We start from the raw sequence: 12,851 nt of genomic DNA on the forward strand, positions 1-12,851 counted from the left end.
AGATGTGAAGACGATCGCATGATGCAAAAATTGAAAACCGGCATGATGCCCCCATCTTAGGCTGAGATGTCCAGAAGGAGATACCGCATGAGGGTCAACGCAGATTTCACAAAGCGCGTCGCCGTCCACTTTGATCAGAACGAATGGGTCGCGTCCCCCGCAGCCGGGGTCGAGCGAAAAATGCTGGACCGTATCGGTGAAGAAGTTGCCCGCGCCACTACAATCGTACGATTTGCGCCGGGCAGCGCGTTCGCTGCGCATACCCATGATGGCGGCGAGGAATACCTGGTTCTGGATGGAGTGTTTCAGGACGAAACAGGCGACTTTCCGGTCGGCAGCTATGTGCGCAACCCGCCGACGTCCTCTCATACGCCCTCGGCCAAGAACGGCGCGACGATTCTGGTCAAGCTGCATCAGTTCGACCCTGCAGACAGAACCGAAGTGCGCCGGTCAATCGAGGGGGCAGAAAAACTCCAGCTGTTCAAGGATGACCTTGAGGACGTGCGGGTTCTCAGTTTGGCGCCGAATGAAGCGCTGGATTTGAATGCCGAAAAGGGGCTCGAGCTGTTTGTCATCGAAGGCACTGTTCGGGAATCGGATGAGGCGTTTTCCGATTGGGATTGGCTTCGCTTGCCGCCCGGCACCCACTCCGTCGCCACGGCAGGAGAGGCCGGCGCACGGGTCTGGATCAAGTCTGGGCATCTATCGCAGATGGTTTGAATTTCGCCGCTGCATCAAAAACAGGCATATTTTTCCGAAAACCGGGCCGCTGAGCCCGGTTTTTTGATTTTTTGACCATTTGGCAAATTTTACCAATTGATAAAATTTCAGACTGTGGCAAGCTGATCCCATAACAACCATATCTACAGGGAGTAGAGCGATGGCACAGGGCCAGATGGCCCCCGGCATTGTCTCCGGGCGGCTTTCCAGCGATGAGCTGACCTCGAATTTCACGGATCTGCATCCACCACTGGCCCCGCACGAGGCTGCCGTGGCTGCTGATCGGTGCTATTTCTGCTATGACGCGCCGTGTGTGGCGGCTTGTCCGACCGAGATCGATATCCCGCTGTTCATGCGGCATATTCAGGCCGGGCAGCCCGAAGCAGCGGGCGAGACCATTCTGGCGCAAAACATTCTGGGCGGTATGTGCGCCCGCGTATGTCCGACCGAGACACTGTGTGAAGAAGCCTGTGTACGCGAGGCTGCCGAAGGGGCTCCGGTCGAGATTGGGCGTTTGCAGCGTTATGCGACCGATAGTGTAATGGCGGGCGGGGCGCATCCGTTCGACCGTGCCGCGCCGACCGGAAAGACCGTCGCGGTGATCGGGGCAGGGCCCGCTGGGCTGGCCTGCGCGCATCGGCTGGCGATGCTCGGGCATGACGTTGTCATTCACGAAAGCAAGCCCAAGCCCGGCGGCCTGAACGAGTACGGGATCGCAGCCTATAAATCGACCAACAACTTCGCGCAGGCCGAGGTGGATTGGCTGATGCAGATCGGTGGTATCACGATTGAGACGGGATCGGTTCTGGGCGAGACGATCTCGCTGGATGGGCTGTCCACGAATTACGACGCGGTGTTCCTGTCGATCGGTCTGGCAGGGGTGAATGCCCTGCGCGCCGGTGGCGTCGACAAAGACGGCGTGCGCCCGGCGGTCGAGTTCATCTCGGACGTGCGGCAGGCCAGTGATCTGGCGGCATTGCCCGTGGGGCGCAATGTCGTTGTCATCGGTGGTGGCATGACCGCTGTTGACGCGGCGGTAAAGTCCAAGCTGCTGGGGGCCGAGCATGTGACCATCGCTTATCGCCGGGGCCGCGACGCCATGGGTGCCAGCCGGTACGAGCAGGACTTGGCGGCTTCGCATGGGGTCAAGATCATGACTAACGTGCAGCCCGTGGCCGTGCATGGAAACGGCGCTGCGGCTGAGATTGAGCTGGAGTATACATCTAGCGAAGGTGGGCAACTGACCGGCACGGGCGAGGTAATCCGCCTGCCTGCAGATCAGGTGTTGAAAGCGATTGGTCAGACGTTGGAGGGCGCGCCCGAAGGGCTGAAACTCGACGGTAACAAGATCGCTGTCACGGGCGCGGGGCGTACCTCGATCACGGGTGTCTGGGCCGGAGGCGACTGCGCTGCCGGCGGCGAAGACCTGACCGTGACCGCTGTAGCCGAGGGCCGCGATGCGGCAATGGATATCCACGCAAATCTGACCGCGTGAAAACTGGATTTGGGATGCTGAGTGGCATCAGGAGGGCCGGATAAATGGCTGATTTAAAAACTAACTTTCTGGGAATCGAAAGCCCGAACCCGTACTGGCTGGCCTCGGCGCCGCCGACTGACAAAGAATACAACGTCCGCCGCGCGTTCGAGGCCGGATGGGGCGGTGTGGTCTGGAAAACGCTGGGGTCCGAGGGGCCTCCGGTGGTGAACGTAAACGGGCCTCGGTACGGCGCGATCTATGGCGCGGATCGGCGGTTGCTGGGTCTGAACAATATCGAGTTGATCACCGATCGTCCGCTTGAGGTGAACCTTGAAGAGATGGCGCGGGTCAAGGCCGATTACCCGGATCGCGCGCTGATCGCTTCGATCATGGTTCCGTGCGAGGAAGAGGCGTGGAAAGCTATTCTACCACGGGTCGCCGAAACCGGGGCAGATGGGATCGAGCTGAACTTTGGCTGTCCGCACGGCATGAGCGAGCGTGGCATGGGATCTGCTGTCGGCCAGGTGCCGGAATATATCGAGATGGTCACCCGGTGGTGCAAAAAATACTATGACCGCCCGGTGATCGTGAAGCTGACGCCAAACATCACGGATATTCGCAAACCTGCCGAAGCCGCAAAGAATGGCGGCGCTGATGCGGTGTCGCTGATCAACACGATTAACTCGATCACCAGCGTCAATCTGGACACGTTCAGCCCTGAACCCTCGATCGACGGTAAAGGCAGCCACGGAGGGTATTGCGGCCCGGCGGTGAAACCGATTGCCCTGTCGATGGTGTCCGAGATTTCACGGGCTCAAGCGACGCATGGCCTGCCGATTTCCGGCATCGGGGGCGTGACTACATGGCGCGATGCGGCCGAGTTTATGGCGTTGGGTTGTGGTACAGTTCAGGTCTGCACTGCTGCGATGACCTATGGCTTTAAAATCATCGACGAACTGACCGCCGGGCTGTCGAAATGGATGGATGAGAAGAGGTACAAAGACGTCTCTGAAATTGTTGGTCTGGCTGTGCCAAACGTGACGGATTGGCAGTATTTGAACCTCAACTACGTCGCAAAAGCAAAGATCGATCAGGACCAGTGCATCAAATGCGGCCGTTGCTACGCTGCGTGCGAAGACACCAGCCATCAGGCGATTTCAATGTCTGAAGACCGTGTTTTTGAGGTGATGGACGATGAATGCGTTGCCTGCAACCTGTGTGTGGATGTGTGTCCTGTAGATGGGTGTATTTCCATGGAGCCGATGGCCGCGGGAGAGGTAGACCCACGCACTGGCCGCGAAGTGCAGCCCAACTATGCGAACTGGACGACGCACCCGAACAACCCGATGGCCACAGCGGCTGAGTAATCACAAAAAAGGGGCCGGCAATCGGCCCCTTTTATCAGGGCGTCAGAAGTTTGCGATAAAGTGTATCGATAAAGGGTTCAGCGCCTTCGAACGGGTCTTCATCAGCTAGTATCGCACGGACCTGAACATCAAAATCCGCATAATGCTGAGTCAGTGCCCAGATCGAAAAGATCAGGTGATAAGGATGCAGTTTTGCAATTTTACCCTGCTCCATCCATCTGATCAGAATAGCGGTCTTTTCATCGACCAGCGACTTGAGGTCACTCGACAGAGCCGCATGAATTCTGGGGGCACCCTGAACCAGTTCGTTGGCAAACAAGCGGCTTTCTCGCGGCAGGTCGCGGCTCATTTCCAGCTTGCGGTGGATGTACGAGAGCATCTCTTGCATCGGATCGCCCGCTTCGTCCAAATCGTGCAAAGGGGCCAGCCAGACGTCTAGCAGGCCGGACAGCAGGGCGGTATGAATCGCTTCTTTCGACGGGAAGTAATATAGCAGGTTTGGCTTGCTCAGACCCGCTTCGGCCGCGATTTGATCCACGGTTGCACCCCGGAATCCGTGCGCTGAAAACACGTTTAATGCGGCCTCGAGAATCGCGGCGCGGTTCTTTTTCTGAATACGGGTCGGGGCGCGGTCTTTAGGCATGTTTTCAGGCTGTCTCTTTTTCCGGCATTCGGGCGTGAAATAGGTCAAAAAATCTGGCGGAGTCCTGCAATTTCTTGACTGATCTCGAACCCGTGATAGCGTGAGTTTGACCAGATGGTCAAATCAAGACACCAAAAGCGAGCCAAATCGCAAGCGACAGGGAAGAACAAGATGGCAGCTCCGGCGCAGAACCTACGGATTAATGGCGACAGGTTGTGGGACAGCCTGATGGAGATGGCCAAAATCGGCCCCGGCGTAGCCGGTGGCAACAATCGTCAAACCTTGACGGATGAGGATGCCGAAGGCCGCGCCTTGTTTCAAAAATGGTGCGAGGATGCGGGCTGTTCGATGGGGCTCGATCAGATGGGCAACATGTTCGCCCGGCGCGAAGGCACAGACCCGGACGCGCTGCCGGTTTACGTAGGCTCGCACCTGGATACGCAGCCGACGGGCGGCAAGTATGACGGTGTGCTGGGGGTTCTGGGCGGGCTGGAGGTCATCCGCACGCTGAATGATTTGGGGATCAAGACGAAACACCCCATTGTTGCAACCAACTGGACCAACGAAGAGGGTACCCGGTACGCGCCAGCCATGCTGTCATCGGGCGTGTTTGCCAGAGTGCATACGCAGGATTGGGCGTATGCGCGCGAAGATGCCGAAGGCAAGGCTTTTGGTGATGAGCTTCAACGGATTGGCTGGCGTGGAGACGAAGAGGTTGGCGCGCGCAAGATGCATGCGTTCTTTGAGCTGCATATCGAACAGGGCCCGATCCTTGAGGCCGAGGGCAAGGATATCGGTGTGGTCACTCATGGTCAGGGCCTCAGCTGGACGCAGATCACGGTGACGGGCAAGGATGCACATACCGGTTCGACTCCGATGCCCATGCGCAAGAATGCCGGGCTGGCGATGGCGCGTATACTTGAGAAAGTGGATGAGATCGCATGGTCCCATGCGCCTCATGCAGTTGGGGCGGCGGGGCATATCGATGTGTTCCCGAACTCGCGCAATGTGATTCCGGGCAAAGTAGTGTTCACGGTCGATTTCCGCTCGCCCGATCTGGAGGTGATCAAGGATATGGAGGCGCGTCTGCGGGTCGCGGCTGAGGATATCGTGGATGAAATGGGCCTGCAGATCGAGTTCGAGAAGGTGGGTGGGTTCGATCCGGTGCAATTCGACGAAGGGTGCGTGGCCGCAGTGCGCGATGCGGCTGAGCGGCTGGGCTATTCACATACGGATATCATCTCGGGCGCGGGGCATGATGCGTGTTGGATCAATCGTGTGGCACCGACGGCCATGGTGATGTGTCCGTGCGTGGATGGGTTGAGCCATAACGAGGCCGAAGAGATCAGCAAGGACTGGGCAGCAGCCGGGACGGATGTTCTGTTTCATGCGGTCGTTGAGACGGCGGAGATCGTGGAGTAGGGGGCGCTGCCCCCGTTGCCCCCTGGGCGACTCCCCCGAGGTATTTTTAGCCAGATGAAGCAAGCGGCGCAGACCGCGTCAGGGAGATTAGAATGAGCACTGTTATCAAGAATGGGACCGTCGTAACCGCGGATCTTTCCTATAAAGCAGACGTCATGGTCGAGGACGGGGTGATCACCGAAATCGGCTTGGATCTGAAGGGCGACAAAGAGCTTGATGCGACTGGCTGCTATGTCATGCCGGGTGGGATTGATCCGCATACTCATCTAGAGATGCCGTTCATGGGCACCTATTCCAGCGATGATTTTGAAAGCGGGACGCGGGCTGCTTTGGCCGGGGGCACCACGATGGTGGTGGATTTCGCGCTGCCCAACCCGGGTGAGAGCCTGCTGGATGCGTTGAAGCGTTGGGACAACAAATCGACGCGTGCGAATTGCGATTATTCGTTCCACATGGCCGTCACCTGGTGGGGCGAGCAGGTGTTCGACGACATCAAGACCGTGATCGAGACGCGCGGGATCAACACGTTCAAGCATTTCATGGCCTATAAAGGCGCGTTAATGGTGAATGATGATGAGCTGTTTGCCTCGTTCAAACGTCTGGCTGAGCTGGGCGGGATCGCCATGGTTCATGCTGAAAATGGCGATGTGGTGGCTGAGCTCAGCGCCAAGCTGCTGGCCGAAGGCAATACAGGGCCCGAGGCGCATGCCTATTCCCGGCCGCCTCAAGTTGAGGGCGAGGCCACGAACAGGGCCATCATGATCGCCGACATGGCAGGTGTGCCTTTGTATGTAGTGCATACCTCGTGTGAAGAGGCGCATGAGGCCATTCGTAGGGCCAAGATGAATGGTAAGCGGGTGTGGGGTGAGCCTCTGATCCAGCACCTGACCCTGGATGAGAGTGAATATTTCCATCAGGATTGGGACCACGCGGCACGCCGGGTCATGAGCCCTCCGTTCCGCAATAAGCAGCATCAGGATAGCCTGTGGAACGGGTTGCATTCAGGAACGTTGAGCGTGGTGGCCACCGACCATTGCGCCTTTACCACCGATCAGAAACGCTATGGCGTGGGTGATTTCACCAAGATCCCCAACGGGACCGGCGGGTTGGAAGATCGGATGCCAATGCTGTGGACCTATGGTGTAAACACCGGGCGTCTGACGATGAACGAATTCGTGGCTGTCACTTCAACAAACATCGCTAAGATCATGAATTGTTATCCGAAAAAGGGTGCGATTCTGGTTGGGGCTGACGCGGATATCGTTGTTTGGGATCCCGAAAAAACCAAGACGATCAGCGCCGAGACGCAGCAGTCCTCGATCGACTACAACGTGTTCGAAGGCAAAGAGGTCAAGGGCTTGCCACGCTTTACCCTGACACGCGGTCAGGTGGCCGTACATGACGGGGAAATCCGTACGCAGGAAGGTCATGGCGACTTCGTAGCGCGCGAGCCTAACGGGCATGTGAACCGGGCGCTGAGCACTTGGAAAGAGTTGACCGCACCGCGTCCGGTCGAGCGGACGGGTATTCCGGCGACGGGGGTTTAAGAGTTGACGCAAAGCACAGAATACCCAACTGCGATTCAGTTTATTGCGTTCGCGGTTCTCGCCACGCTAATCGCTGTGCTCGCGTTTTGGGTAATTGGTGCAATGCTCGCACTGCCCAAAATTGGGCTAGCGAACTTGCTTCCCAGCCTGCTGTCGATGTTAACGCTTACTTTGCTGCTCGGATGGCCAATATGGGGTCCGATACTGCTTTGCGCGCTATTTCCGGGTTGCGTTGTTTTTGTGGCGATGCGTCGCGTCGTCACCAGACTTCCAATCGGTCGCCGCGGGCCTACACTGATCGCGGCAGTAGCTGTATCCGTGTTTTCCTGGACTGGCGCTGGCATACTGTTTTGGGCTTTCAGTTCAGCTAGTCAGCCCTTTGGGAATGCCTTCCTGTTAATTTTCGGAGTCCCTGCCGCAATGATTGCGGCGTGTGTCACACTGCCTATTCCTGAGTAAGAAATGCCAACCGATCCAAACAACAATTCCGCAGTCGTAGAAGCTGCCAATCTCGACCTCACCTTCCAAACCAATGATGGCCCGGTTCACGCGTTGAAAGATGTGAACTTGACCATCGACAAGGGCGATTTCGTCAGTTTTATCGGCCCCTCGGGCTGTGGCAAGACCACCTTCCTGCGCTGTATTGCGGCGCTTGAGACGCCAACCGGGGGAACACTGACCGTCAACGGCATGACCCCGGATGAGGCGCGGCGGAAACGGGCCTATGGCTATGTGTTTCAGGCCGCTGGGCTGTATCCGTGGCGGACCATCGCCAAGAACATCAAACTGCCGCTTGAGATCATGGGCTATTCGGCGGCCGAACAGGAAGAACGGGTCAGCAAGGTTCTGGAACTGGTCGATCTGGCGGGCTTTGGTGGCAAATTCCCGTGGCAGCTGTCGGGCGGGATGCAGCAGCGGGCCAGTATCGCGCGGGCGCTGGCCTTTGACGCCGATATCCTGCTGATGGATGAACCCTTTGGCGCGCTCGACGAAATCGTGCGCGATCACCTGAATGAACAGCTTTTGGCGCTGTGGGCGCGGACGGGCAAGACCATCGGATTCGTGACGCATTCGATCCCGGAGGCGGTCTATCTCAGCACCAAGATCGTGGTGATGAGCCCTCGGCCCGGGCGGATTACGGATGTGATCGACAGCCCTCTGCCCAAGGAAAGGCCTTTGGATATCCGCGACACGCCCGAGTTTATTGAGGTCGCTCATCGCGTGCGTGAAGGGCTGCGGGCGGGGCATTCGGATGACTAGCGGCCTGAAAGCCTTTTGGGCGGTGCTGACCGTCCTGACCGTGATCGTTGCGTTCTGGTACGCGGCCTGCGTGCCGATGAACATCAAGGGCGTGCTGACCGAACAAGAGCGGGCAGGGGCCGAGGTGCAGCCGCCCTCGGCCAAGGATCGGCGCGACATGTCCGAGTTCGGCCTGGTGCTGAACAACAGCTTTGCCATCCCCGCCACGTGGGAGCAGGACCGCCCCCGTCTTCCTGCGCCACATCAGGTCGCCATTGAGATGTGGGAGACGACGGTGCAGAAAAAGATCACCTCGAAACGGTCGCTGATCTATCATGGCTGGGTGACGCTGAGTGCGACGATGCTGGGATTTGCCATCGGCACCGGGTTGGGCATTTTGCTGGCGGTGGGGATTGTGCATAGCCGGGTGATGGACCTGTCGGTGATGCCATGGGCCGTTGTCAGCCAGACCATCCCGATCATCGCGCTGGCGCCCATGATTATCGTGGTGCTGTATTCGGTGGGCATTCAGGGCATCATTCCCAAGGCGGTGATCTCGGCCTATCTCAGCTTTTTCCCGGTGGTCGTAGGTATGGTCAAAGGTCTGCGCAGCCCCGACGCGATGCAGCTGGACCTGCTCCGCACCTATGGTGCCAGTCGGTCGCAAGGCTTCTGGAAACTGCGCCTGCCAGCCTCGATGCCGTATCTGTTCACTTCGCTGAAAATCGGCATCGCTGCTTCGCTGGTCGGGGCCATCGTTGGTGAGCTGCCGACCGGGGCCGTCGCTGGCCTGGGCGCGCGTCTGCTGGCGGGCAGTTATTATGGTCAGACGGTGCAAATCTGGTCGGCCCTGTTTGCGGCGGCCATTCTGGCGGCCGGTCTTGTGGCGCTGCTGGGCTTGATCGAACGGACGGTGCTGAAACGAATGGGAATGGCGCAATGATCTTGGTTATTGGTGCAATCCTTCTGTGGCTGCTGGGCTGGTGGGTGAATGGCCGTCTGGCCAGCGGGCCTTATGCTGACACGCGCATTGTGGGCGTCGTGGCCCCGCTGATCTTTGGCCTTACGATCATCGGTATGTGGGAGCTGCTGGTGCGTGGGCTCGAAGTGCCGCTGGTCATCCTGCCCGCGCCCTCGGTGATTGCGGTGCGCTTTGCGGACAGTCTGCCGATCCTGTGGGCGGACTTCGTGCAGACCATCGTCAAAGGGGCGCTTAGCGGCTACATCATCGGGTGTGGTGCCGCGTTTCTGATGGCGATCGCCGTGGACCGCTGGGATTTCCTGCGTCTGGGTCTGCTGCCCGTTGGAAATTTCGTCGCCGCTCTGCCCATCGTCGGCACGGCCCCCATTCTTGTGATGTGGTTTGGGTTCGACTGGCATTCCAAGGCCGCAGTCGTCGTTGTGATGGTGTTCTTTCCGATGCTGGTGAATACTGTGGCCGGCCTGCGCGAGGCGACGGCGATGCAGCGCGACCTGATGGAGACCTATGCCGCAACCTATTGGCAGAGCTTTCTGAAACTGCGCCTGCCTGCGGCGATGCCGTTTGTGTTCAACGGGTTGAAGATTTCCACCACATTGGCGCTGATCGGCGCTATCGTGGCCGAGTTCTTTGGCTCTCCGACCCTGGGTATGGGCTTTCGGATTTCCACCAGCGTCGGTCAGCTTTCGCTGGATATGGTCTGGGCCGAGATCGTGGTAGCCGCACTAGCCGGAACCGCATTCTATGGCGCGGTCGCGATGATCGAAAAGGCGGTGACCTTCTGGCACCCGTCACAAAGAGGATAACACTTCAACAGACCCCGAAAACGGGGCACCAACAGCAACTAGGAGACATGAAGATGAATAAGCTACTTAGCGGGGCGCTTGCTGCCTTTGGACTTACAGCCGGTGCGGCATGGTCGGCGGATGAGGTGACATTGCAGCTGAAATGGGTCACGCAGGCGCAGTTTGCGGGTTACTACGTGGCGGCAGACAAAGGGTTCTACGAGGAAGAGGGGCTGGACGTCACCATCCTGCCCGGCGGCCCCGATATCGCACCCACGCAGGTGATCGCAGGGGGCGGCGCCGATGTAACCGTTGAATGGATGCCCGCCGCGCTGGCCGCGCGCGAAAAGGGGCTTCCGCTGGTCAATATCGCCCAGCCCTTCAAAAGCTCGGGCATGATGCTGACCTGCTGGAAGGATGCGGGGATCACTTCGCCCGAGGATCTGAAGAACCGTACGCTAGGTGTCTGGTTCTTTGGCAACGAATTTCCGTTCATGAGCTGGATGAGCCAGCTGGGCATCGACACCAGTGGCAAGAGCGAAAGCGGAGTTGAGGTTCTGAAACAGGGCTTTAACGTGGACCCTCTGTTGCAGCGTCAGGCCGATTGCATCAGCACCATGACCTACAACGAGTATTGGCAGGTGATCGACGCAGGCGTTAGCCCTGATGAGCTGGTGACGTTCAAATACGAAGATCAGGGCGTCGCCACGTTGGAAGACGGTCTCTATGTGCTTGAGGAAAACCTCAGTGATGCGGCCTTTACGGACAAGATGGAACGCTTTGTGCGCGCATCGATGAAAGGCTGGAAATACGCCGAGGAAAACCCGGATGAGGCGGCCGAAATCGTGCTGGAAAACGACGCGACCGGTGCCCAGACTGAAGAGCACCAAAAGCGCATGATGGGTGAAATCGCCAAGCTGACCGCTGGTTCGAACGGTGCGCTGGACCCTGCGGATTTTGAACGCACGGTGGGCACACTGCTGGCTGGCGGGTCGGATCCAGTGATCACCAAGCAGCCTGAGGGCGCTTGGACACATCAGATCACGGATGCAGCCCTGAACTAAGCCGTCTGTCAGACGCATTTGACGCGGTCCCTTCGGGGGCCGCGTTTTGCGTTTGAGATGCCGGAAAAGTGTGTGCCATTCGTTGAAGAATGCCTTAGTATTACTATGAAATTAAACGCATTTGGTTCCGATTGCGTGGATATGGGGAGATTATGCAGGGATTTGCAGCAGAATTTACATCGGCTTTGGCTCTGATCCTGAACGGGGATGCCGAGTTGTGGGCGATTGTTCTGTTGTCCCTGAAAGTTTCGATTTTTGCCGTGCTGATCGCTGCATTGATCGGGATGCCTGTTGGGGCAGCGCTGGCCGTTGCGCGCTTTCCGGGGCGGCGGGCGATGATCGTGTTGATGAATGCTTTGATGGGGTTCCCTCCGGTCGTTGTGGGGCTGTTGGTTTATCTGATGCTGTCGCGCTCAGGGCCATTGGGTGTGCTGGAACTGCTGTATACGCCCTCGGCCATGATCATCGCACAGGTCGTGCTGGTGACACCGATCGTAGCTGCTCTGACACGACAGGTGATTGAGATGCTAGCCGAGGAATATTCGGAACAGTTGCGATCGCTGGGCGTGTCGCGTCTGGCCTCGGTCCCGGTGCTGCTATGGGACGCGCGGCTGGCGTTGATCACGGCGCTGCTGGCCGGGTTTGGCCGCGCTATCGCCGAGGTGGGCGCGGTGATCATCGTGGGCGGCAACATCAATCACGTGACGCGGGTGATGACCACGACCATCGCGCTTGAGACCTCCAAGGGCAATCTGGCGCTGGCATTGGCGTTGGGCGCGATCCTGATCGGAATTGCAATCGCGGTAAACGCTATGGTCAGCGCAGTCAGCCTGCGCGCTGAACAGGAAGGGCTGCGTCATGCGTGATATGCTATGTGATACAGCCAGCAGCCTGTTGGTGCGAAATTTGCGCATTGTTCGAAACGGCAAAGCGCTGCTTAATGTTTCGCGCCTTTCGCTGGACGGGCCGGGTCCGACACTGATCCTGGGGCCGAACGGGGCTGGCAAAAGCCTGCTTTTGCGTTGTTTGCATGGCTTGATCGAACCGGATCAGGGGCGGGTTGAGCAGGATGGGTCACCGCTGACCGATAGGCACAAAGCGCAACAGGCGATGGTGTTTCAACAACCTGTGCTGCTGCGCCGCTCGGTTGCGGCCAATCTTGATTTCGTTCTGAAACGTCAGGGGCTGCCGCGCGGTGCCCGCAAGCTACGGATCGAAAGCCTGTTGGCTGAGGGCGGGCTGGAAGGCAAGGCGCGTCAGCCCGCGCGATCCTTGTCCGGGGGCGAGGCTCAACGGCTGGCCATCCTGCGCGCGCTGGCGCTGGACCCCGAGACGCTGTTTCTGGACGAACCCACCAGCGCGCTGGACCCAAGCGCGACCCAGATGATCGAGCGGATGATCCTGAGGGCATCAAGTCGCGGCGTGCGGATTGTCATGGTGACCCATGACATTGGGCAGGCTCGCCGACTGGCTGCGGATATCGTCATGATGCAGGGTGGGCATGTGGTTGAACATGGGTTGGCTAAACAGGTCTTAAACGCGCCTCAAAGTGATGCCGCACGCCGCTATCTGGCGGGCGGGCTTGTGACTTAATCAATAAGACGGAGA

The 12,851-nt window shown here is 58.6% G+C and carries 12 protein-coding genes; 11 read left to right on the forward strand and 1 reads right to left on the reverse strand.

All coding sequences use genetic code 11. The features are described from left to right. Positions 1–87 precede the first annotated feature (87 nt). The 3 genes from AC2TAD_RS09705 to preA all read left to right on the forward strand — a co-directional run bounded on the left by AC2TAD_RS09705 (position 88) and on the right by preA (position 3,564). Positions 88–720 carry a cupin domain-containing protein gene (locus tag AC2TAD_RS09705; protein ID WP_480867392.1) on the forward strand — a complete coding sequence of 211 codons (633 nt, stop codon included), beginning with the start codon at positions 88–90 and terminating at the stop codon, positions 718–720. Positions 721–880: 160 nt separating this feature from the next. Continuing rightward, a complete protein-coding gene (locus tag AC2TAD_RS09710; RefSeq protein ID WP_480867394.1) occupies positions 881–2,215 on the forward strand; it encodes an NAD(P)-dependent oxidoreductase in 1,335 nt (444 codons plus the stop codon). Positions 2,216–2,259: 44 nt separating this feature from the next. Continuing rightward, positions 2,260–3,564 (forward strand): NAD-dependent dihydropyrimidine dehydrogenase subunit PreA, encoded by a 1,305-nt coding sequence (gene preA, locus AC2TAD_RS09715; protein ID WP_480867395.1) that lies wholly within the window; start codon positions 2,260–2,262, stop codon positions 3,562–3,564. A gap of 34 nt (positions 3,565–3,598) precedes the next feature. On the opposite strand, the gene AC2TAD_RS09720 is transcribed toward preA, so the two are convergent. Beyond that, the gene (locus AC2TAD_RS09720) at positions 3,599–4,207 is read right to left on the reverse strand and encodes a TetR family transcriptional regulator C-terminal domain-containing protein (RefSeq protein WP_170750733.1); all 609 of its coding nucleotides are present in this window, start codon (positions 4,205–4,207) and stop codon (positions 3,599–3,601) included. Between the two features lie 171 nt (positions 4,208–4,378). Here AC2TAD_RS09720 and AC2TAD_RS09725 point away from each other — a divergent pair, with 171 nt between their 5' ends. The 8 genes from AC2TAD_RS09725 to AC2TAD_RS09760 all read left to right on the forward strand — a co-directional run bounded on the left by AC2TAD_RS09725 (position 4,379) and on the right by AC2TAD_RS09760 (position 12,836). Continuing rightward, complete coding sequence (locus AC2TAD_RS09725) at positions 4,379–5,629, forward strand: Zn-dependent hydrolase (RefSeq protein WP_480867397.1); 1,251 nt, start codon at positions 4,379–4,381, stop codon at positions 5,627–5,629. Between the two features lie 92 nt (positions 5,630–5,721). Beyond that, positions 5,722–7,176 carry a dihydropyrimidinase gene (gene hydA, locus AC2TAD_RS09730; protein ID WP_170352863.1) on the forward strand — a complete coding sequence of 485 codons (1,455 nt, stop codon included), beginning with the start codon at positions 5,722–5,724 and terminating at the stop codon, positions 7,174–7,176. A gap of 462 nt (positions 7,177–7,638) precedes the next feature. Next, the gene (locus AC2TAD_RS09735) at positions 7,639–8,436 is read left to right on the forward strand and encodes an ABC transporter ATP-binding protein (RefSeq protein WP_170750737.1); all 798 of its coding nucleotides are present in this window, start codon (positions 7,639–7,641) and stop codon (positions 8,434–8,436) included. Positions 8,437–8,440: 4 nt separating this feature from the next. Beyond that, positions 8,441–9,358: an ABC transporter permease gene (locus AC2TAD_RS09740; protein ID WP_480867579.1), complete on the forward strand. Its 918-nt coding sequence runs from the start codon at positions 8,441–8,443 to the stop codon at positions 9,356–9,358. After that, the gene (locus AC2TAD_RS09745; protein ID WP_480867399.1) at positions 9,355–10,200 is read left to right on the forward strand and encodes an ABC transporter permease; all 846 of its coding nucleotides are present in this window, start codon (positions 9,355–9,357) and stop codon (positions 10,198–10,200) included. Before AC2TAD_RS09740 ends, AC2TAD_RS09745 begins: the two co-directional genes overlap by 4 nt. A 53-nt stretch (positions 10,201–10,253) precedes the next feature. Beyond that, positions 10,254–11,243 (forward strand): ABC transporter substrate-binding protein, encoded by a 990-nt coding sequence (locus tag AC2TAD_RS09750; protein ID WP_170750741.1) that lies wholly within the window; start codon positions 10,254–10,256, stop codon positions 11,241–11,243. Between the two features lie 152 nt (positions 11,244–11,395). Next, complete coding sequence (locus tag AC2TAD_RS09755) at positions 11,396–12,109, forward strand: ABC transporter permease (RefSeq protein ID WP_480867401.1); 714 nt, start codon at positions 11,396–11,398, stop codon at positions 12,107–12,109. Continuing rightward, positions 12,102–12,836, forward strand: coding sequence for an ATP-binding cassette domain-containing protein (locus AC2TAD_RS09760; RefSeq protein ID WP_480867402.1), 735 nt, complete (start codon positions 12,102–12,104; stop codon positions 12,834–12,836). The genes AC2TAD_RS09755 and AC2TAD_RS09760 overlap by 8 nt, the downstream gene beginning before the upstream one ends. The last annotated feature ends 15 nt before the right edge of the window (positions 12,837–12,851 follow it).

The organism is Ruegeria sp. HKCCD7628, assembly GCF_057221005.1.